The sequence below is a fragment of the Pseudomonas fragi genome (assembly GCF_002269505.1).
Taxonomy (GTDB): Bacteria; Pseudomonadota; Gammaproteobacteria; order Pseudomonadales; family Pseudomonadaceae; genus Aquipseudomonas; species Aquipseudomonas fragi_D.
This window is the reverse complement of record NZ_NQKQ01000041.1, coordinates 1-22,078: the sequence shown is the minus strand read 5'-3', so window position 1 is coordinate 22,078 and position 22,078 is coordinate 1. Positions and strand designations below refer to the sequence as shown.

Annotated in this window: 18 protein-coding genes; 7 read left to right on the top strand and 11 right to left on the bottom strand. The window is 54.2% G+C overall.

All coding sequences use genetic code 11. The annotated features are described in order from the left end of the window. Positions 1-313: 313 nt before the first annotated feature. Together rhtA and CJU81_RS22970 are read left to right on the top strand one after the other, a co-directional pair. Positions 314-1,213, top strand: a complete 900-nt coding sequence (gene rhtA, locus CJU81_RS22975; protein ID WP_095038369.1) for a threonine/homoserine exporter RhtA — start codon at positions 314-316, stop codon at positions 1,211-1,213. A gap of 151 nt (positions 1,214-1,364) precedes the next feature. Further along, complete coding sequence (locus CJU81_RS22970) at positions 1,365-1,646, top strand: hypothetical protein (RefSeq protein WP_095038368.1); 282 nt, start codon at positions 1,365-1,367, stop codon at positions 1,644-1,646. Positions 1,647-1,695: 49 nt separating this feature from the next. On the opposite strand, the gene CJU81_RS22965 is transcribed toward CJU81_RS22970, so the two are convergent. Next, positions 1,696-3,516 carry an aminopeptidase P family protein gene (locus CJU81_RS22965; protein WP_095038367.1) on the bottom strand — a complete coding sequence of 607 codons (1,821 nt, stop codon included), beginning with the start codon at positions 3,514-3,516 and terminating at the stop codon, positions 1,696-1,698. Positions 3,517-3,575: 59 nt separating this feature from the next. Further along, positions 3,576-4,745 (bottom strand): cysteine desulfurase family protein, encoded by a 1,170-nt coding sequence (locus tag CJU81_RS22960; protein ID WP_095038366.1) that lies wholly within the window; start codon positions 4,743-4,745, stop codon positions 3,576-3,578. Positions 4,746-5,075: 330 nt separating this feature from the next. On the opposite strand from CJU81_RS22960, the gene CJU81_RS22955 reads away from it, so the two are divergent. Together CJU81_RS22955 and CJU81_RS22950 are read left to right on the top strand one after the other, a co-directional pair. Beyond that, the gene (locus CJU81_RS22955) at positions 5,076-6,161 is read left to right on the top strand and encodes a sigma-54 interaction domain-containing protein (protein ID WP_095038365.1); all 1,086 of its coding nucleotides are present in this window, start codon (positions 5,076-5,078) and stop codon (positions 6,159-6,161) included. A 171-nt stretch (positions 6,162-6,332) separates the two neighbouring features. Continuing rightward, positions 6,333-7,112, top strand: coding sequence for a TSUP family transporter (locus CJU81_RS22950; protein WP_095029512.1), 780 nt, complete (start codon positions 6,333-6,335; stop codon positions 7,110-7,112). Here CJU81_RS22950 and nudC read toward each other — a convergent pair. The 5 genes from nudC to gnd form a co-directional block, all read right to left on the bottom strand. Further along, on the bottom strand, positions 7,080-7,910 hold the full coding sequence (gene nudC / locus CJU81_RS22945; protein ID WP_095038364.1) for an NAD(+) diphosphatase: 831 nt from the start codon (positions 7,908-7,910) through the stop codon (positions 7,080-7,082). The genes CJU81_RS22950 and nudC overlap by 33 nt on opposite strands. A gap of 30 nt (positions 7,911-7,940) precedes the next feature. Further along, on the bottom strand, positions 7,941-8,753 hold the full coding sequence (locus CJU81_RS22940; RefSeq protein WP_095038363.1) for a crotonase/enoyl-CoA hydratase family protein: 813 nt from the start codon (positions 8,751-8,753) through the stop codon (positions 7,941-7,943). A 124-nt stretch (positions 8,754-8,877) separates the two neighbouring features. Continuing rightward, a complete protein-coding gene (locus CJU81_RS22935) occupies positions 8,878-9,696 on the bottom strand; it encodes a Cof-type HAD-IIB family hydrolase (protein ID WP_176464902.1) in 819 nt (272 codons plus the stop codon). Beyond that, positions 9,693-11,216 (bottom strand): glucose-6-phosphate dehydrogenase, encoded by a 1,524-nt coding sequence (gene zwf / locus CJU81_RS22930; protein WP_095038362.1) that lies wholly within the window; start codon positions 11,214-11,216, stop codon positions 9,693-9,695. The genes CJU81_RS22935 and zwf overlap by 4 nt, the downstream gene beginning before the upstream one ends. Next, positions 11,213-12,193, bottom strand: a complete 981-nt coding sequence (gnd, locus tag CJU81_RS22925) for a phosphogluconate dehydrogenase (NAD(+)-dependent, decarboxylating) (protein ID WP_095038361.1) — start codon at positions 12,191-12,193, stop codon at positions 11,213-11,215. Before gnd ends, zwf begins: the two co-directional genes overlap by 4 nt. A gap of 361 nt (positions 12,194-12,554) precedes the next feature. Between gnd and CJU81_RS22920 the strand changes: the two genes are divergently transcribed. Both CJU81_RS22920 and CJU81_RS22915 read left to right on the top strand, forming a co-directional pair. Next, positions 12,555-14,297, top strand: coding sequence for a phosphoethanolamine transferase CptA (locus tag CJU81_RS22920; protein ID WP_095038360.1), 1,743 nt, complete (start codon positions 12,555-12,557; stop codon positions 14,295-14,297). A 139-nt stretch (positions 14,298-14,436) separates the two neighbouring features. Next, positions 14,437-16,650: a TonB-dependent siderophore receptor gene (locus tag CJU81_RS22915; RefSeq protein WP_095038359.1), complete on the top strand. Its 2,214-nt coding sequence runs from the start codon at positions 14,437-14,439 to the stop codon at positions 16,648-16,650. 69 nt (positions 16,651-16,719) lie between these two features. Here the strand turns inward: CJU81_RS22915 and CJU81_RS22910 are convergent, their stop codons facing one another. The 3 genes from CJU81_RS22910 to CJU81_RS22900 form a co-directional block, all read right to left on the bottom strand. Continuing rightward, positions 16,720-17,205, bottom strand: a complete 486-nt coding sequence (locus CJU81_RS22910) for a GNAT family N-acetyltransferase (protein WP_095038358.1) — start codon at positions 17,203-17,205, stop codon at positions 16,720-16,722. A 91-nt stretch (positions 17,206-17,296) separates the two neighbouring features. Then, positions 17,297-17,644 carry a hypothetical protein gene (locus CJU81_RS22905; protein ID WP_254924921.1) on the bottom strand — a complete coding sequence of 116 codons (348 nt, stop codon included), beginning with the start codon at positions 17,642-17,644 and terminating at the stop codon, positions 17,297-17,299. Next, positions 17,637-19,067: an ATP-binding protein gene (locus CJU81_RS22900; protein WP_254924920.1), complete on the bottom strand. Its 1,431-nt coding sequence runs from the start codon at positions 19,065-19,067 to the stop codon at positions 17,637-17,639. The genes CJU81_RS22905 and CJU81_RS22900 overlap by 8 nt, the downstream gene beginning before the upstream one ends. 900 nt (positions 19,068-19,967) lie before the next feature. Between CJU81_RS22900 and CJU81_RS22890 the strand changes: the two genes are divergently transcribed. Then, a complete protein-coding gene (locus CJU81_RS22890; RefSeq protein ID WP_095038356.1) occupies positions 19,968-20,513 on the top strand; it encodes a hypothetical protein in 546 nt (181 codons plus the stop codon). Between the two features lie 398 nt (positions 20,514-20,911). Here the strand turns inward: CJU81_RS22890 and CJU81_RS23935 are convergent, their stop codons facing one another. Beyond that, a complete protein-coding gene (locus CJU81_RS23935; RefSeq protein WP_141232628.1) occupies positions 20,912-21,976 on the bottom strand; it encodes a hypothetical protein in 1,065 nt (354 codons plus the stop codon). Positions 21,977-22,078 lie beyond the last annotated feature (102 nt).

The window sequence follows — 22,078 nt, the reverse complement described above, 5'->3', positions numbered from 1 at the left end:
CGTTAGCGGGAGGCGAATTCTACAGCGTTACACGCTGCTGTCAACACCTCATTTCCTGCTTCGATGACTTGAAGCTGACACCGTCGAAAACCATCCAACTCATTGAAACTAAAGGAGTTTTCCGTTTCGACTGCGCCGGAAGTGGGACGAATTATAGGCTGCTGGGAATCTGAGTCAAGCATTAATCGAAACTATCGAAGTAGAAGCCGCTATAGATAGAAAAGCACCTTATAATGCGCACTATATTGCACATTCGCCATCAGTTAAGCATCATGCCTGGCTTAAAGCCCCTCATACCCAGGCACACTCCTTAATGACAAAGCCCCAACGCAACCTTATGGCGACGCTTTTCCCTGTTGGCTTGCTGCTTATTGCCATGGCTTCGATCCAGTCGGGAGCATCGCTGGCCAAAAGCATGTTCCCCATTATCGGCGCCCAAGGTACAACCAGCCTGCGCCTGGCATTTGCCAGCATTATCATGCTGTTGATATTGCGCCCCTGGAGAGCCAGGCTCACCGCCAAATCCTTGAAGACCGTGATTGTTTACGGGATAGCACTGGGCGGGATGAACTTCCTCTTCTATATGTCATTGCGCAGCGTTCCACTGGGCATTGCTGTTGCCCTTGAATTCACAGGGCCTTTGGCAGTAGCTATATATACCTCCCGCAGACCGATCGACTTTATCTGGATAGGTTTGGCAATTACCGGGCTGCTGCTGCTCATACCCTTTGGTGAAAACACGCAAGGTATCGATCCTGTCGGCGCTGGCTATGCACTGAGTGCAGGGGTCTGCTGGGCACTGTATATCCTCTATGGCCAGAGGGCCGGTGCCGACAATGGCGTGCAGACCGCAGCTTTAGGCGTGATTATTGCTGCTATTTTTTTCGCACCTATCGGTGTGTACCACGCAGGTTCCGCATTACTGACTCCTGGACTGATCCCGATAGCCATTGGCGTAGCCCTCATGTCCACCGCTGTGCCCTACACGCTTGAGATGATTGCCCTGACACGTATGCCGACGCGCACCTTCGGCACACTTATGAGCATAGAGCCCGCCCTCGGAGCACTGTCGGGGCTGCTGTTTCTGAATGAGGTGCTGTCATTTACACAGTGGATGGCCATTTCATGCATCATCATGGCTTCGATTGGGGCGACTTTAACCATGCGCAACCATTCCACACCTGTTGCTACTGACAAAAAGGCAGCCAGTTGACACAGTTCTGGTAATTGACTCTCATTTAGGGGATGTTTGTCACTTAAGATTCATTTAGGCCGATTCAGGATACGGATATCTACAGTGCCATGGACAGGCAGCCTCAAACTTGCGTATCCCGTAAATCCGATGCAAACGCTTAAGGACAGGAATGAAACGTATTTTGGTAGCTTTAGCCGTACTTGCTGTAACCGGCTGCGCTGCAACCTCTGAAACCGCCGTCAAGCATGGTAAGCGAGGCTTGCATATCAATTGCTCCGGATTGTCCTCATCGTGGAACAAATGTTACGCCGAAGCCGACAAGGCTTGTGGAACCAAGGGATACCGGGTGGTTGCCAAGTCGGGTGATGCCGCCGAAGAGCCTGGGGATTACCCGTTCGGCCTGAACCCTGCTGGCTATACCAGCCGTAGCATGATTGTGATCTGCAAGTAGCAGCACGTGTTGCCATGCCGTCGACTAGACCGACAGCATGGCATCCAGATCAGGACTTGATTGACAGGGGCGCCGTACGAACCTGCAACCACTCCAGAGCGGCCCCGGTCAGCAGCGGGCTTAAACGCTCAAGAACCTGAGCGTGATAACCATCAAACCACTCCAGCTCCTCACGCGTAAGCAATGATGGTTCCAGGCAGCGAGTGTCAATTGGGCACAGCGTCAAGGTTTCAAACTTCAGGAACGCCCCAAACTCCGAATCCCCCGCCTCACGGTTCAATACCAGGTTTTCGATGCGCACTCCCCATTGGCCTGGCCGGTATGTCCCAGGCTCGATCGAGGTAATCATCCCCGGCTGCATGGCTGTGTGCGGCGCCGCAGCAGCCTGATAGGCGATCACCTGAGGCCCTTCGTGCACGTTCAGGAAGTAACCGACGCCATGCCCTGTGCCATGCCCGTAATCGACGTTTTCGGCCCAGATCGGCGCCCTTGCAATCGAGTCGAGCAAGGGTGACAGGATGCCCTTGGGAAACTGCGCCCTGGACAATGCGATCACACCTTTCAATACCCGGGTACAGTCGCGCTTTTGCTCAGGGGTCGGCGTGCCGACAGGAACCATGCGCGTGATGTCGGTCGTGCCACCCAGGTACTGACCACCCGAGTCGATCAACAGCAAGCCGTCTCCCTCAATCACCGCATGCTCCTGCTCGGTTGCATGGTAATGGGGCATCGCGCCATTGGCATTGAAAGCAGCAATGGTGTTGAAACTCAGCGATACAAAGCCGGGACGACGGGCACGAGCAGCGGTCAGGTGCTCATCAATAGTCAGTTCGGTAATACGTTCGCGCCCAAGCGCCGTTTCCAGCCACGCAAAAAACTCACACAGTGCCGCACCATCCTGCTCCATGGCTTGACGAATATGAACGGCGTCATCAAGGCTTTTTTGCGATTTGGCCAGGGTGGTCGGATTCAAGCCTTCGACCAGCTTCACTTCAGCCGTCAAATGGCCGAGGAGCCCGCAGGTCACCCGGGCGGGATCCACCAGCAACCGGGTCGCGGCCGGCAAGGACGCCAGCGCCGTGCTGATCTCGGTGTATTCGCGCAGCTCTACGCCATCACGGGCCAGGGTTTTACGCAGCTCGCCACTGACCTTGTTCAGGTCAACAAACAAGGTAGCGCGGGCTTGCTCGATTAGCGCAAAAGAAACGAATACAGGGTTGAAGGAGACATCCGAACCACGCAAATTGAACAGCCAGGCAATGTCATCCAGGGTTGCAATGAAATGTGCATCAGCCTTGCGCTGTTTGAGTGTTTCACGCAGTTGCTTGAGCTTTTCGACACGGCTGATCGTCGCTTGCGGCGGCAAATGCTCATATACCGGCTGCACCGGCAATGCCGGGCGATCCTGCCAGACAAGGCCAAGCAGATCGATATCGGTACGTAAAATTGCACCGCGCTCCTTGAGCCGGGTTTCAAGGGTGCGCGCAGACGCCAGGGCAAGAACAGCGCCATCAACACTCACCGTTGCGCCTTCTGGCGTTTGCTCAGCCAGCCACTCCAGAGGGCCGGGCTGCCCGGGCAACAGTTTGACAAGCTCGATGGTGCTGCCACTCAGTTCTTTGCCGGCTTGCTCCCAGTAACGGCTGTCAGCCCACACTCCGGCGAAGGTCGGCGTGACAATAAGCGTGCCCACTGAGCCGTGAAAGCCCGACAGCCACTGACGGCCCTGCCAATAGGCAGGCAAGTACTCCGATAGATGGGGGTCGGCCGAGGGCACGAGAAGCGCATGGATCCCGTTCTGGCTCATCACTGCCCGGGTGCGTTCCAATCGCTCCACAACAGACCCCGAATTCAACGACTGAGTACTCATTTATTCTCCTGCCAATCACTGATAATTATTATTCGTCGTTAATGATGATGGATCAGCCATCAAGGTTGAGCAACCGCCCAAAAAGGTGCGGGCGCTGCTATGCAAGCCTTGATCGCCTCTGCTGCTACATCTATGTCCTGCTCACGGGTGAAACGCCCCAGGCTCAGGCGGATGGTACGGCCGGCCCGGTGTGCATCATGCCCCAGCGCAAGCAGGACATGGGACGGCGCATTGCTGGCCGAATTGCACGCCGAAGTGGCCGAGTACGCCAATGAACTGCTCAGCGCAGCACTGTTGAAGTGCCCTTCGCTGAAGGTCAGGCTCAAGGTATGGGGAATTCGCTGGGTTGGACAACCATTGCATTGCAGCCCCGGTACATCGGCCAGTTGTGCAAGCAAGCGCTCACGTAATTCACGAATATGCTCCAGTTCCTCGGCAAACGATTGGCTAGCCAATGCAAAAGCTGCGCCCATACCGGCAATTTGATGCGTCGCCAGCGTTCCTGAACGCAAACCGGACTCATGCCCGCCACCGTGAATCTGCGCCTGCAAGCGATCCTGTGCCCGCGAGCCCACATACAACGCGCCGATACCTTTGGGGCCATAAATCTTGTGACCCGAAAACGACATCAGATCGACGGCCCACTCATTCAGGTCGATGGCTACTTTGCCTGCACCTTGCGCAGCATCTACATGAAACAACGCACCATGCTCGCGCACGCGACGGCCAATCTGCGGGATGTCATTCACCGTCCCCAGTTCATTGTTGACCAGCATCAGCGACACCAGCAGGGTGTCTTCTCGCAGCGCTGCGCTGACCTGCTCGGCACTTACAAGCCCGTTGGCGGCCGGTGCCAGGTAGGTCACCTCAAAGCCTGAGTCCTGCAAAAAACGGGCGGTATCCAGCACCGCCTTGTGTTCTATCTGGCTGGTGATGATATGCCCGCGCGACTGGCCACCCGCCTGCGCCACACCTTTGAGGGCCAGGTTGTTGGACTCGGTTGCGCCTGAGGTCCAGATGATCTGTTCAGGCCTGGCATTGATCAGTTGCGCGACCTGCTCGCGGGCCAGCTCTACCGCATGCCGCGCTTGCTGACCAAAGACGTGGGAGCCAGAGGCCGGATTGCCAAAGTTGCCTTCAAAACCCAGGCAATCGACCATCACCTGGATGACACGAGCGTCCACTGGAGTGGTGGCCGCGTAATCGAAATAAAGAGGTCGCTTGTTCATTGTTCAAACCCACTGAGCGCATATCTGAAACGAGCTGCGCCCGATTCAGCAGAGTGAAGCCACTTGAAAATGCGGCTGTTAGAAATAACCGATTGAGACGGGTGAATACAGGTGCATCAGAAAGAAAAACCGTAGGATCAATCCTAAAATAAGGCGCTCTGAAAAGCAGTGTCTTATAAAGCGCTAAAAACGGGTCGCGATGCAAGTCAGATATGCAATATCGATATATAAATATGGAATTACGTTAGTTTACGGAATAACAAAAAAACTTTATAAAGCTGCCTTCGGCTTTCCTTTTGTGGGCAGAGCCCCTGTTAAAAGGAGCTGTCAATGCAGCTTTTAACATTACCTGCCACCCCGGCACTGGCCACGTCCATCCGCGCCACGGCCCAAGTGTTTGAAGACCCGGCGTCCAAAGCCCTGCTGTCGCACTTGCAACAGATTGCCCCCAGCGATGCCAGTGTGCTGATCATTGGCGAGACCGGCACGGGCAAGGAACTGGTTGCGCGGCATATCCACCAGCTCAGCCACCGGCACCAGCAGCCATTCGTGGCGGTCAACTGCGGTGCGTTTGCCGAATCTCTGGTCGAGGCCGAATTGTTTGGCCATGAAAAAGGCGCGTTCACAGGCGCACTTACTGCAAAAGCCGGCTGGTTTGAAGAAGCCGATGGCGGCACGTTGTTTCTGGATGAAATCGGCGACCTGCCGCTGACCATCCAGGTCAAGCTCTTGCGCGTCCTGCAAGAACAGGAGGTGGTGCGGCTGGGCTCGCGTAAAAGCACCCCGATCAACGTCCGGGTGCTGGCCGCGACCAACGTTAACCTGGAACAGGCCATCGACGCCGGTCATTTCCGCGAAGACCTGTACTATCGCCTGAATGTTGTCAGCCTTGGGTTGCTGCCCTTGCGCGAGCGACCGGGAGATATCCTGCCGCTGGCCCGTCATTTTCTGAAAACCTACCGCCAACGCTTGCCCCACGGGCCAACAGCCCTGAGCGAATGTGCCGAACAAGTACTTGTGCATCATCCCTGGCAGGGCAATATTCGCGAGCTGGAAAACGTTGTGCATCACAGCCTGCTGCTGTGCCGTAACCAGACCATTACGGTGCAAGACCTGCGTCTGTCCCAGTCCCGCGGCAGACGCCAGGAGTTTTCGCTCCAGCAGCCGGTTCAACACACCTCACAGGATCTGTTGCAACGCGCATTTCGCAAACTTTTCGAGGAAGAACCCGGAGCGCTGCACGAAACCGTAGAAGACGCCCTGCTGCGCAGTGCCTATGAATTTTGCCATCACAACCAGGTGCATACGGCAAAATTGCTGGGTTTGAGCCGCAACGTCACCCGCACACGGTTGATCAAACTCGGCGCGCTTTCAGTCAACGCCCGCAGGGTGGATGCCGACGCCCTCGCCTATTAATACAATGCCCGCTCGCGCAATTGCCTGACAGTATCGCCAAACGGTTCACATAATCGTTGATGGCGCCGTCGGGCAATCGTAAAGCCCTATCGCCGCTGTTCACGCTTATCGGTAAGATGACGTCCTTCCCGCGCGTCTGCGCTGTACGTCCCGCCGAATTAAGTCGATCCCATGCCTTTTGAACTCAGCGTAGATTTGACCACCCTCGCCATTCTGGCCGTCGTTGCTTTTGTCGCCGGCTTTATCGACGCCATCGCTGGCGGTGGCGGCCTGCTCACCACCCCTGCCCTGCTCACCGCGGGCTTACCGCCACATCTGGTGCTGGGCACCAACAAGCTCAGCTCGACTTTCGGCGCAGCCACCGCGAGCCTTACTTTCTACCGCCGCAAACTGTTCCACCCGCGCGAATGGAAGCTGGCCATTTTCGGCACCCTGGCCGGCGCCCTGATCGGGGCAACTGCCGCCCACTACATGCCCGCTGAATGGCTGAACAAGATGCTGCCGGTGATTGTTTTCGGGTGCGGGCTCTACCTGCTGTTTGGCGGCACCCCCAAAACACCTGTCGACAACGACGCGCCAATCAAAAAGAAATGGCAATTGCCGCAAGGCCTGGGTCTGGGGTTCTATGATGGCGTGGCCGGGCCGGGGACGGGGGCATTCTGGACCGTCAGCAGCATGCTGATGTACCCGATCGATCTGGTGAAGGCCAGCGGTGTGGCACGCAGCATGAACTTCGTCAGCAACATTGCAGCGCTGTCGGTGTTTATCTTTTCCGGGCATGTGGACTGGGTGATCGGCCTGACCATGGGCTTTGCGGTCATGGTCGGTGCCTACTTTGGCGCCCGCAGCGCGATCAGCGGCGGGGCCAAGTTCATTCGCCCGGTGTTTATTACCGTGGTTCTGGGCTTGACCGTGCGCCTAGCCTGGCAGCACTGGTTCGGCATGGCCTAAACGTCTGGCCACATACAAGTCGATGAGATAGCGCGCAATCGAGCGCGACGCCGGCAACGGCGGTAATTGATGCACATTGAACCACTGCGCATCTTCTATCTCGTCGGCCTGGGGCACAATCTCGCCCCCGGCATATTCCGCGTGAAATCCCAGCATCATCGAATGGGGGAACGGCCAGCACTGGCTTCCCACATACTGGATGTTTTTGACCTCTACCTGCACTTCTTCGCGCACTTCGCGGATCAAGCAATCCTCGGCTGACTCGCCGGGCTCGGCGAAGCCCGCCAGGGTGCTGTAAACCCCCGGCACAAAGCGTGGCGAGCGGGCCAGCAGCACTTCATCACCCCGGGTAATCAATACGATCATGCTCGGCGATATGCGCGGGTAACTGCGCAAGTCGCAAGTTGCGCAGTACATCGCCCGTTCCCCGGACACCTGCGTCATGGCCTGCCCGCAACTGCCACAAAAACGATGTTCACGGGCCCAGGTGCCGATTTGCGCGGCATAACCCAGCACTTTATAAAGTATGTGATCGTCGCCCAGCATAAAGGCGCGCAAGCCCTGCCAATGGCAGCCTTCTACCTGAGCCTCACCCTTGAGCTCTAGCAGATACACCGGCTCGCCGTCGAGGTGACCGATGCCATGCTCGGCCAGCACCGGCAAGTCCTGGCGTTTGAGCCACTCACGCGGGAACAGCGGGCCATTGTCATCGATCAAAAACCCGTCAGGGCCGCGCGCCACGGCCCAGCCGCCAGTCAGGTCTGTATCCAGTACTGCCGTGATCCAACGCGGTGTCATCAAGTGATCCTTGTTCAGGTTACAAAGCCTTCAATCGAGAAACTCGGGTTTCTGTTTGGTCATGTGGGCCGTCATTGCCAGGCGCAAATCGCTGGACTGCAGCATCGCCGCATTCCACGTCGCAACATATTCCAGGCCATCCTCCACACGATGATCGCGCATATAGCCGATCATCTGCTTGGTGCCAGCAATGGCAATCGGCGATTTACTGGCGATTTCTTGGGCAATGGCCATAACGCCCTCAAGCAACGCCTGTTGATCACTGTAGACCCGGTTTACCAGGCCGATGGCACGGGCTTCATCTGCCGCAACCATGCGCCCGGTATAGGCCAGCTCCCGGAGCATGCCATCACCGATGATACGCGGCAGCCGTTGCAATGTACCGACGTCGGCGGCCATGCCCATGTCTATTTCCTTGATCGAGAATTGTGCATCCTCGGCGGCATAGCGCATGTCGCAGGCGGCAATCAGGTCAATCGCCCCGCCAATGCAATAACCCTGAATCGCCGCGAGGACCGGTTTGCGGCACTGGTCAACGGCATTGAACGAGGCCTGCATCTGCAGGATTTTACGCCGCAGCATACGGGCATTGCGCCCTACATCCTTGCCCATTTCGTTGGCCACCGACGCCAGCAGCATCAGGTCAATACCGGCCGAAAAGTGCTTGCCTGCACCACTGAGCACCACCACACGCACCGCGTCGGTCTCATCAATCCACTGGAAAATCTCGATGATTTCAGTCCAGAAGGCTGCATTCATCGCATTGACCTTCTCAGGCCGATTGATTTGAACGTGGGCAATGTTGCCGTTTAATTCAACCTGAAAAGCCTGGTATTCGGACATAACCTGAATCCTTTGTGGGGCACCGTCGCCGGTCAATGAGCGGCGGACTATAACAAGCCTGACAGGCCCCAGGCAGGCCGCGTTTACGCCAAAATACGGACAAAATGACCTGCGCGCAGTGACATCAGCGCGCCAGGATCAAACGTTCGATCGCTTGCGCCACGCCGTCTTCGACATTGCTGCCGGTCACGTGCATGGCCTGCTCGCGAATCTGCGCATCGGCCTGGCCCATGGCAATCGACAACCCGGCGCGGTGGAACATCGCCGGATCATTGCCGCCATCACCGATCGCGACCGTACGCTCAAGAGGGACGCCCAGATGTGCCGCCAGGGTAGCCAGCGCATCGCCCTTGTTGGCCTTGAGTGCGGTGATGTCCAGGTAGCGGGCCTGCGAACGGCTGGCCGAAGCCTCGCCGTCCAGTAATAGCTGCAAACGATGCTCAAGATCGACCAGCAGCGGCGCATTGCTGGTAGTGGCGACTATCTTGTCGACGCGGTGCAAGTAGGGCTCGAAGCTCTCTACCACCCGTGGCGCATAGCCCAGGCCCTGCTGCTCGTGGGCAACCATAGGTCCGAACGGGTCACGCAAGAGCCACTCATCGTCGGCAAATACCCAGACCTCGACGTCTTGCCCGGCCAGCAAAGCCAAAGTCTTGAGCACGGCCTCATACGGCACGTGATGGGACTGCAACACGCTACCATCGGCGTTCACCAGCACCCCGCCATTGAAGCCCGCAGTCGGCAGTTCAATCCCCAACGCCTTGATGTACCCGCGCATAGCTCGCGGCGGGCGTCCAGTGGCCAGGGTGAAGTGAATCCCAGCCGCTTGCAGTGCCTTGACTGCCCCCAGGTTGCGCGGGCTGATGCTGTGATCAGGTAAAAGCAGGGTGCCATCCATGTCACACAACACCAGCTCAATCGGGTTTTGCTTCACGTCACTCATCCTATGTTGAGCCAGACACGACCATCGCGAGCCAGCAACTCTTTAGCCGCCTGCGGGCCGTCTTCACCTGCCCTGTACGGTTGCACGTCTGTTTTTTCGCGCCACGCATCCAGAAAAGGCTGCACGCCACGCCAGCCGTTTTCAATGTTGTCCGCACGCTGGAACAAGGTCTGGTCGCCAGTCAGGCAGTCGTAGATCAAGGTTTCGTAGCCTGTGGAAGGCTGCATTTCGAAGAAGTCCTTGTACGCAAAACCCAACTCGATATTGGCCATTTTCAACCCAGGCCCAGGTTGCTTGGCTTGCAGATCAAACCACATGCCCTCATTGGGCTGGATCTGGATACGCAAATAGTTGGGCTGCAAGCGCTCAACTTCAGTGTCGCGAAACTGCGCATAAGGCGCAGGCTTGAAGCAGATGGCGATCTCGGTGTCCCGTGCACTCATGCGCTTGCCGGTGCGCAGGTAAAACGGCACGCCAACCCAACGCCAGTTGTCGATCATCACCTTGAGCGCGACAAAGGTTTCGGTCGTGCTGTCTGGCGCCACATTGTTCTCTTCGCGATAACCCACGACCGGCTTGCCGCCGGACTCACCCTGGGTGTATTGCCCGCGCACCGAGTATTTCAGCGCATCTTCTTTGGACCAGGGGCGGATTGCGCCAATCACCTTGGCCTTTTCACCGCGTACCGCATCGGCGCCAAAGGCCGCAGGGGGCTCCATCGCCACCATCGCCAGCAGCTGGAACAGATGATTGGGCAACATGTCGCGCAAGGCGCCGGTATGTTCGTAAAAACTGCCACGGGTCTCGACCCCGACGGTTTCTGCCGCCGTGATCTGCACATGGTCAATGTAATGATTGTTCCAGAAAGCTTCGAAAAGCCCGTTGGAGAAACGGCTGACCAAAATGTTCTGGACTGTTTCCTTGCCCAGATAATGGTCTATCCGGTAGATCTGCTTCTCGCTCATGACGCTCAGCAGGCATTCATTTAATGCTTGTGCCGTCTGTACGTCAGAGCCAAAAGGTTTTTCAATAACGACCCGGCGAAAGCCTTCCGGGGTTTCCTTGAGCAACCCGCTGGCGCCCAGGCGCTGCACAACTTCGCTGAAAAAGCGCGGTGCAGTGGCCAGATAGAACACCGCATTGGCGGTACCGCTGGCAAAGATTTTCTGTTCCAGCGCCGCATAGGTGCTGTCATCCAGAAAATCGCCCTGCACATAGCTGATGTTCTTCGCCAACGAGGCCCATAGTTCGGCATTCAAGCCCTGGCCATCAGGATGATCCACTTTGCTGGACGCTTCATTGCGAATGAAGTCCTCCAGCTTTTTGGCAAAACCCTCATCACTGATCGCATTGTGGTCCACGCCCACAATGCGCAGGCCACCGTCCAGCAAACCATCACGACTCAAGTTGTACAGCGCGGGCATCAGCAAGCGCTTGACCAGATCACCGTGGGCACCAAACAGAAACAGAGTGGTGGGCGGCGCAGGCTTGGCATCAGGTTTACTGGACAGATCGGTCATTTTTTAGGCGTCTCCACATGGCCGCCGAAACCAAAGCGCATGGCTGACAACAATTTGTCGCCATAGAGGCTTTGCTGGCGTGAACTGTAGCGGGCAAACAGGGCTTGCGACAGCACTGGCACCGGGGTCGACTGCTCCATGGCAGCTTCGATGGTCCAACGGCCTTCGCCACTGTCTGCCACGGCGCCCGAGTAGCCATCCAGCGGCTCATCAGTGGCCAGAGCATCGGCGGTCAGATCCAGCAACCAGGAAGACACCACGCTGCCACGACGCCAGACTTCAGCGATATCACCCAGGTTCAAATCAAAACGCTGATCTTCAGGCAGGTTTTCACCGCCTTTCATCTTCATCAGGTTGAAGCCTTCGGCATACGCCTGCATCAAACCGTATTCAATACCGTTGTGCACCATTTTCACGAAATGGCCTGCACCTGCCGGGCCTGCGTGGATGTAACCACGTTCGGCGCGATCATCGTCAGACACACGGTCCTTGGTGCGCGGGATATCACCCATGCCCGGCGCCAGCGCTGCAAACAGCGGGTCCAGGTGCTTCACGACAGCGCTGTCTCCGCCGATCATCATGCAATAACCGCGCTCCAGGCCCCAAACACCGCCCGAAGTGCCGACGTCAACGTACTGAATGCCTTTTTCGGCCAGTGCCTGCGAGCGACGGATATCATCTTTGTAGAAGGTGTTGCCGCCATCAATGATGATGTCATCGGCGTCCAGCAGTTCGCTCAAGGTCTCGATGGTGTCTTCGGTCGGCGCACCGGAAGGCAGCATCACCCACACAGCGCGGGGTTTGGCCAGGCCTGCGACCAGCGCTGGCAAATCGGCAACGGCGGTGGCGCCTTCCTGTTCCAGAGCACTGACAAAGTCGGTATTGCGGTCAAAAACCACGGTTGTATGCCCATTGAGCATCAGACGCCGCGCGATATTCCCGCCCATACGGCCCAATCCAATAATTCCCAACTGCATGTACTGTTGCTCCCAACGACAAATAAATAGGTGTACAGCACCTTAGTGCAGCATTGCCCAAGGTGCCCGGCCAGGATTAGTCCTGACACATGCTGCATAGTTTCGCACAAGCTGCAGTGCAGATTCCCGATTCAATACACTCAACAGACGGACGAAGCAGTAAAGAGTGCAAAAAACCTAAACATTTAGCCCGCAACAACGCTGATACATCCTCGCCAGCCAGGTAATGAGTGACAAAGTTTTCACATCCCCTTGGCGATACTTAAACACTTTGTGACTGCTCACTCTTGAGACAGTACCCATGTGCTGTGCCTGGCTACCCGGCATGGACCATTCAAGTAGTTATCGGCTGGAGCGTTGTATGGGGATGTTTAAACGCAGTAACACATCTGCGAAGGGATTCGACTGGGCAGGCCTTGGCTGGCTGTTCCTGTTCTTCTGGTATTTTTCCGGCATTACCCAACTGCTGATTCAGCTGACAGGCACATCAGGGTTTTCAGGCTTTCGCCAAGCATTTGTGATGAGCGCCATCTGGCTGGCTCCGATGCTGATGTTCCCCAAGCAGACCCGCGCAATGGCCGCCGTCATTGGCGTTATACTGTGGGCATGCTCGATGGCAAGCCTGGGCTACTTCTTTATCTATCAACAAGAATTCTCGCAAAGCGTCATCTTCATCATGTTCGAGTCGAACATCTCTGAAGCCGGCGAGTACATGACCCAGTATTTTGCCTGGTGGATGGTGCTGGCATTCCTGGCGCATACCGCCTTTGCCGTGTTCCTGTGGACCCGCCTGCGCCCGGTGTACATGCCGCGCATGCAGGCCTGGGCCGCAGCCGTGGCCATACTGGTCGCCGTTATCGGCTACCCGCTGGTCAAGCAGACGATCAAGCACGACAACCTGGCCACGGCCATGGAAAGCTTTGAAAGCCGGGTCGAGCCCGCAGTGCCCTGGCAGATGGTAGTGGCTTATCGCCGCTATCTGGAGCAACTGGACAACATGCAAGGCATGCTCGCCAGCGTCAGCAAGATCCCGCCGCTGACCAACCTCAAGGATAACGAGGCCGGCAAGCCGACTACCCTGGTGCTGGTTATTGGCGAGTCCACCAACCGCCAACGCATGAGCCTTTATGGCTATGAGCGCGAGACCACACCCAACCTCGACAAATTGCGCGATCAACTGGCCATTTTCGACAACGTCGTTACGCCGCGCCCCTACACCATCGAAGCGCTGCAACAAGTGCTGACTTTTGCCGACGAAGAAAACCCCGATCTGTACCTCAGCACCCCGTCACTGGTCAGCGTCATGAAGCAAGCCGGTTACAAGACCTTCTGGGTCACCAACCAGCAGACCATGACCAAGCGCAACACCATGCTCACCACCTTCTCCGAGCAGGCAGATGAGCAGGTCTACCTCAACAACAACCGCAACCAGAACGCTCGTCAGTACGACGGTGACGTAATCGAGCCGTTCAACAAGATCCTGGCTGACAGTGCCCCGCGCAAGCTGATCGTCATTCACCTGCTCGGCACCCACATGAGCTACCAATATCGCTACCCGCCGACTTTTGACAAATTCGTCGACCGCACCGGTGTGCCTGCCGGCCTGAACGATGCTCAAGTACCGACCTACAACAGTTATGACAATGCCGTGTTGTACAACGACTTTGTTGTATCGAGCCTGATCAAGGACTTTGCCAAAACCGACCCCAATGGCTTTTTGCTGTACCTGTCCGACCACGGTGAAGACGTGTTTGACTCGGTCGGCCACGCGACGCTGGGCCGCAACGAGGCCAAGCCGACCGCACCGATGTACACCATTCCATTTATGGCATGGGCTTCACCAAAATGGCGTGAAAGCCACGCGTGGAATTTCGCCGCTGACCTCAGCCGCCCGTACAGCAGCTCGCAGTTCATTCACACCTGGACAGACCTGGCGGGCCTGAGTGCCGACGAGCTGGACGACAAAAAAAGCCTGGTCAGCGACCAGTTTGTCGCCCGCCCACAGCTGATTGGCGACCCGTACTCGCGCCCGCAAAAGGCCTTGATCGACTTCAGCCTGATCAAGCCCAAACACCCCGCCCCTGCCAACGTGGTCCAGCAATAACCAACCCGTGGGGCGCCAATCGCGCCCCACGGGTTTGCGACACACAATTACAAATAATTCTCGTTTAGACTAACTCCGCGCCTTGTCATTCGTTTGAAGCACTGGACAACTTCATAACAACGACAAGGAGTCGGCAGCGATGTTCGCGCCAATCACCCGTTCCATGACCCTCACCCTCGGCCTGATCAGCAGCGCCGTAAGTCCGCAGTTACTGGCGGAAAGCGGGCAGGAAGACGCAGAAAAAACCACCCGTTCACTGGAGCTGGGCACCACCAGCGTCACCGCGCAGGGCCTGGGTGCCACAACAGAAAACACCGGTTCCTACACCACGGGCTCGACCAGCACGGCGACAAAACTCAACTTGAGTATTCGCGAAACCCCGCAATCGATCTCGGTCGTCACCCGCCAGGAAATGGACGATTTCGACCTCAACACCCTGACCGAAGCTATGCGCCACACCACAGGCATTGTGGTGCAGCACAACGACTCGGACCGGGTCAGCTACTCGTCCCGCGGCTATACCATCAATAACTTCCAGATTGACGGCATGCTCAACACCTTCAGTTTTATGAAGACCGATGCCGATACCATCATCTACGACCGTATTGAAGTGGTGCGCGGCGCCACCGGCCTGACCACGGGTGCGGGCGACCCGTCAGGCACCATCAACATGATCCGCAAACGCCCCACTCACCAGTTGCAGGCTAAAGCCGGCGCCTCGGGCGGCAGCTACGACAACTATTACAGCTATGTCGATGTGGGCGGCCCGCTGGCCTTCGACGGCCGCCTGCGTGGGCGCACCGTGCTGGCCTATCGCGACAGCAAATCGTTTCGCGATATCTACGCCCTCAAGCGCGAAGTGGCATACGGCATTCTGGAAGCCGACCTGACCGATACCACCATTTTTGCAGTGGGTTATGACTACCAGGACAAGCAGGTCAAGGGATCGTCCTGGGGGACAACACCCTACTGGACCGGCTCGGGCGATAAAGCCGACTTTGGCCGCTCAACCAACCTGGCCACGCCCTGGAGCTCATGGCCGATGAAGGACAAAACCGCTTTCGCCACCCTCGACCAGCAACTGGGCAATGACTGGCACCTCAAAGCGGCCTATACCCATCGCACCAGCGATGCCGAAGGCAAGGTGTATTACGCCGGCGGCGGCTTCCCCAACCCCGATGGTACGGGCATGTCGGCCTATGCCAGCCATTTTATCGGCGAAGAGCAAATGAGCGCCGTCGACGTCAATATCTCCGGCACCTACCCCCTGTTCGGGCGTGACCACGAATTAATGGTGGGTTACGGCCAGGCCAAGAATGACAACACCTCGCCGCTGATGGTTGATCTCAACGCGGATGATTACTACAACATTCCCGATTGGCGAGACATGAGCTCGATTGCCAAGTATCAGGATTTGAATACCGGCATTGAAGGGACTCACGACGTCATCAAGCAGAAATCCGGCTACCTGGCCACACGCTTTAACCTGACCGAGCAATGGCATGCCGTGCTTGGCAGCCGTTATGGCAGTTGGCAAAGCTCCAGCACCAACTTCCCTGCCCCAAAAGTCAGCCAGACCCAAAACGATGTGGTTACGCCTTACGCCGGCGTGCTGTATGACTTCACCGACGAGTTGACGGCCTACGCGAGTTATACCGACATCTTCAAGCCAACCACCAGCAAGGACGCCAGTAACTCTTATCTTGAGCCAGTAGTGGGCAGTAACTATGAACTGGGCTTGAAGGGCAGTTTTCTGCAGGAGCGTCTTAACCTGTCGACGGCGGTGTTCTGGAGCAAGCAGGACAATGTGCCGGAAATCGATGACTCAGTACCACGCGGCCCCAAGGGCGAGGAATATTACAAGTCCGGCGGCAAGGGCAACAAGATCAACGGTTTCGAAGTCGAGCTGGCCGGTGAAGTGATGCGCGACTGGAATATGCTTGCAGGCTACACCTACACCCACTCGCGCAACGCCGCAGGCCAGCGCATGAATACTGCAGCACCGTTGAACATGCTCAAGGTCTCAAGCACGTACCGCCTGCCTGGGGACTGGAGTGCCATGACCGTGGGTGCGGCCGTCAACTGGCAAAGCGATATCTATCGTGCCGCCAATCGCCCGACCGGCGAGAAAAATGAAAAAGGCAACCCGATTACCTTCAAGGAAGACATCACCCAGAAGTCCTACACCCTGGTCGACCTGATGGCCCGCTACAAGTTTGACGAACACGTCTCGGCGTCCCTGAACGTCAAAAACCTGTTCGATGAAAAGTACTACGAAAACGTAGGTTTCTATAACGGCGTGTTCTGGGGTGATCCGCGGACGGTGAGTGTTGGCCTGGAGTGGACGCTCTAAGCAGGAGGAGCGCAAACCTTGTAGTCGTTGACGAGCAGCGCGAGGCTACGACTACAAGGTTTTCGGCAGCTACAAATTTTTGTTCCAGAACAACATGCGTCCGTGCGCCGGGTCGAGCTGGCCATCGCTGAAACCGAACTTACGATAGGAACCCTGGGCCACAGAATTGCCTTCCAGCACTTCCAGTGTGATCTTGCAGCAGCCTCGTTCACGGGCAATGTCCTCTACCTTGAGCAACATCTTCTGGCTCAGACCCAGACCGCGGAAGGTATCGACTACTGACACATCATGCACATTGACCAGGGGTTTACCGGCAAAGGTCGAAAAGCCTTCAAAACAGTTCACCAGGCCCGCCGCGTCCCCGTTGACGAACGCCAGCACACTGAAGGCATGGGGACGCTTGGCAAGTTCTTCAGGCAACTGCGCCAACACTGTCCGGGACAACGCTTCACCGCCGCCCATCGGGTCCTGGGCGTAGTGGTTCAAAACGTCTCTCAACGCTTGGGCATGAACCGGGCTGGTATAGTCTGCTTGCACTATTACGACATCCGACATTATGGGCACTCCTTGACGAGTCTGGGCATTGGCTTTGTTGGGACAGCGCCAGACTTTAGCTCGGCCCCGACAATGCGGACAAGCGCCCGTCTCATGGGGTAACAGAAGAGTCCAGCATCGGCATCAGACTGACGAGCTTATTCACAAAACTGTCGGCATCCATGTAAATCAGAACATGACGAAACTGCGAGTTGTCCTTGCGATATTCGACCTCATCCGCAATACCCTCACCTGTCATCTTCTGGCTGATCAACAGCACGTCATACTCATTGGTGGGTGCGGCCTTCAGGCTTACCAGCGCCTCGCCATGGTACAAAGGCGCGATCCGGTAGTAGCCCAGAATATTGAGAGCCCTTTCTATTTTCAGGGCCTGGTTCGGGTCTTCATCAGCAATCAGTATTCGTAAAGATTTTGTTGGCATTGCAGCCTCGTCATCCATGTGATTGATTAGCTTGAGCGTAATGTTCAAGTTCGTCAGCCAACTGCTCCATACTGCTGTGAAGTGCATCGACCGCGACGGTGAGTTCCTCTGATTTACCGGAATGGCAAACCGCTTCCAATTGATCGCAACACTCAATCAGCTTCCTGGCTTGAATAAGCCTTCCCCCTCCTTTGATGCCATGGGCCAGGGCAGCCATTCCTGCGTAATCATCTTTCAAAAAAAGTTCGATCAGGACAGTGAGGTCCTGACGATTTCTAGTCGCCAGCTCTGCCAGAAGCGCATGAATCATATGCTCATCACCCTGACTCAACTGCTTGAGATACGTCAGATCAATCTTGCCGTCTCGATCAGATTCATCGGCATCGCTATCTATCAGGTTCTGCACCTGGCCTGTTGCCAGACAGGCGCTCAAGTCTTTCAGGCTGATGGGCTTGAACAGGCATTGATCCATTCCCGCATCGAGACAACGTTCAACTTCGCCTGGCTGTGCATTCGCGGTAAAACCAAAAATCCGGCAAGGCGCCTTTCCCAGCTGCGCCTCTTCAGCTCGTATTGCCTGAGCCAGCTGATAGCCATTTACGAGCGGCATCGAGCAATCGGTAATCACCAGGTCGAAAGACCCCAGCCGCCACGTCTTGAGACCCAGCTCGCCATTCTCGGCGTCTGTCACGCGGTGCCCCAGATAGCTCAACTGCTGGGCCAGCAACATCCGGTTAGCCGGATAATCATCCACGACCAGAATGCTCAGCGACCGGGTAATACCCGAGGCTTGCTCGTGGGCGTCGTCAGTTTGCTCGTCCTCCTCAAGCCGGGGCACTACCACCATGAGCTCAACTTGAGTACCCAGCCCCTCTACACTGCTGAGGTGCAACTGCCCTCCCATCATTTCGCAGAGCTCACGGCAAATCACCAGCCCCAGACCTGAGCCCTGACGTGCAGATTGAGTGTTGTTACTGGACTGAACGAAAGGGTTGAACAGCTGGCTTTGCTCCTCCTCGGGAATCCCCATTCCGGTGTCCTTCACACGCAAGCAGATCGAGATATGTTGCGCATCCGCAGCCGGCCCCAATGTCAATATCAGCCGGACCTCACCCTTGTCCGTGAACTTGATGGCATTACTCAGAAAATTGGAAACAATTTGCTTGAAGCGTATCGGGTCAATCAGCACATCCATATCCGCTGCCGGGCTCAATTCACACACCAGGCTCAATTGCTTCTGCCGCGCCAGCCCATCAAACATTCGTGCCACGGCTTCTACCAGCGACTTGATATTTGAACGTTTGGGGTGCAATGAAAGATGACCAGACTCAATGCGCGCTATATCCAGAATATCGCCAATCAAATCGAGCAACTCGTGGGCAGATGCTGAAGCCACTTCAATTGCGAAACGATCTATAACGCCCTGGTCAGCCTTTTTCATGGCCAACTCGAGCATGCCAATGACCGCAATGAGTGGTGCTATTTGTAGATTTTTTGAAGCTAGGCAATAAACGGTTTATTTGAGAGCAGTGAAGGTGTTTTTTCTAAGATGCTGGAAGCGAGATGGCCTATTGATGTTGTATAGTCGCACATGGCCATACCTACAAGACACTCAATAGGATTTTATGGTGTCCTTGTCTTGCTTTCATCCAGCAAGTTTTGGGAAATCAAGCACATTGCCATAACACAAGGAGAAAATTCGAATGCGCGTTGACCGAAAGATTGAATTGAGCTCTCCCCCCCCAGAGAGCGTCGATAAGATATTTGTATGTGACATTTTTCTATCGATTGGAGAGTAAAAATATGGGCGCAATTTTAGGTGGGATGCTAGCGTTTTATATACTTTGTAAGCCTATCGAGTGGGCTTTATTGAAAAGATTTCTCAACAGCTTCAATGCAATTGTCATATATAGTTCCTGCATAGTTTTTTTTGCTTTACTGACCGCATGGTATTTTAAAAGGAATGAACCATATGCGTTTCATCCTTCTATGTTTGTTGACTATTTTTTGGCGGCTATAATACTTCCATTTGTGCGTATTGTGCTATACAAGCGAAAGATGAAAAAAGCGATCTCAACTGAAAAGTAAAGCAAAGCCAAAGTACAGATAATTAGCATCGAGGTTTTGTAATGACTTATCGGGAAGGTGTCAATATTGCTCCTGTGATAAATGGTTGCAAGAGTGGCTATCTTGGAGAACAAAGAAAATCTTCGGGCAAGGGTGAAATCAAAGACAGTACTTCCATCAGTTAATGACTGACTGAGCTACAAGCGCTATACATCTGACTATACGCATAATATGTTCGCAGTAAATTACGTCAAAACCAAAGGATAAGTTACAAATGTTTGGATTTTTTAAAAAAACAAAAAAGAAAGAGTTGGAAGAAATAAAAAAACTTTCTAAACTAACTGGGCAGGAACTAGCGGAGGAAGGATTAAATCAAATAGCGCTGGCCATTAAGGCGGGGTCAGTAAACATACAGCCGGGGAAGATATTTAACGATATATATGCTCACGGGGATACACCCGCCGGCGTACCTAGATTTACCTATGTAATGTTTAGTCCGACCGTTCAGAATGAAGTCATAGCTCGGTGTACCATTATCTACGACTCACAGAAAGATGGTGTTGGATGTTGGCAAATTGACTGGGCGGTACTAGAACAATATCGCGGAAAAAACTGGGGCGGAACAATAGCAAAAAAAGCACTAACTGAATTTGTGAATGGGATGCAGAGACTTTACCCTGACGGATTTATCATAGAGGCCATTGTAGACCAGGACAATGAGGCATCAAAGAAAATTGCTAGCTCTCTAATAGGTGATGAAGAGATAGTTTTAAACAAAAGTACAGGAAGAAATGTGCATAGCTACCTCTTACGGTTTTAATATAGATTACACTTCGGGTGGCGTACCATTGGGGAACTTCCTAATGGTATCGCAATGTTGTAATGGCTTGTTATTACTAGTTCGAGGTCGCACAGCAAAGCCAGATACGCTGACAACCTTAACTACAAACCAAAGATTCTCATACCTACATGACTGAACATGTATAGCTCACATGAGAAACCCGCTAGAAGCGGCCTACCACGTCCGAAATATTAAATCTATTTGTTTAGTTCCTCCTGTATATTGTATGTGTGAGAAGTTTTAAAAATTCTTGGCTATCACTATTATAGGCGAATAAAGAATTAATTGAAAAGTAGTGAGACAAAAACAAAAAAACTAATATTTTTCCACCCCCCTCTCACATATCTCTCCTAGATAACAGAACAAAAAGTGCCAAATCAGGAAAAAGCCAATATCAATGGCGTAAAAGATTCTGTATTTTTCCCTTCTTTTTTTCTTCTGTAATATGTCCTTCTGCTCATGCCTAACGCAATCCATGGTTTTGTTTGAGCATCGTTTTCCTGTTTTTTCATACCCTTATATCTACGAATATTCTCCATCCTACTTTTCGCGCGCTCGGCCTTTTCTACATCGTCTATTATTGTAACCATATGTTTTTGTTCATCTGCTGTGATATTAAATGTGCGTATAAGCGTTGAATTGCGTGGAGTGTAGAGCGGAGTGACACTCTTACCCATAAATTCGATTTTCTCGCCTCGTGATTGCTGGCAGACCTTTTCAAATACTGTACCCAATGCGCTTTCCTCCCAATCACCGTTAGGAAAGAATCTATCAGCGACTCCTTGCGCTTCATCCCAAAAATTCATAGCATTAACTTGAAATGACATAGCCATAAAGTTGAGTGTCCAGAATAGAAATAGCATACGCTGGCCTTCCTGCACTCCACCTCGTAAATCTGCAAGCGTGCGAAGGTCTAAAAGACGTGACCACGATAGAGACTGTTTAGTCTTCGCTATTAGATTTAACTTTGAACCTTTTGGGTTGTTACTTTTCCCGCCTTCAATGACCCTGAAAGGATTAATCTGTGGTGTTGGTTCTGCTATCTCATGCATCTTCGATTTTGGTGGGTTTTTAGGCTTTTCAATATCGATGTAATTGTGAGCATCAAACTTAGTGTATAAGTAAGTGAAGTCATATTTTATGACTGGTTTTCCAGGCTCTAAAACTCTTACAACTTCAAGACTTTTTGAGTGAACTGTCCCTTCAAGGCGTAGAACCCTAGAAGCATCCAAAGCATTTGTATCTGAACCAAAGGGCGTTAATACAACAGATATTGCTTGTTGTAACGCTTTCCAACGTGGAAGGTGTTTGGCTGATTTTGGAACTTCAAAGACCCACTTCACTTGAAGTCCGCGTCCACTGAATACTTTCAATGATGGAATTGGTATGTTATAAGCAATACAATGCAAGTCAAGTTTTTCGGATATTTCTTCGGGCGACATATCTACATATATACTTTTATAGGTGGGCGGTCTCAAGGAACAAGTGCAACAGTCAGTTAATTTTTCTGAGCATGCTAATCACGAAACTGGGCATTCCCGCCT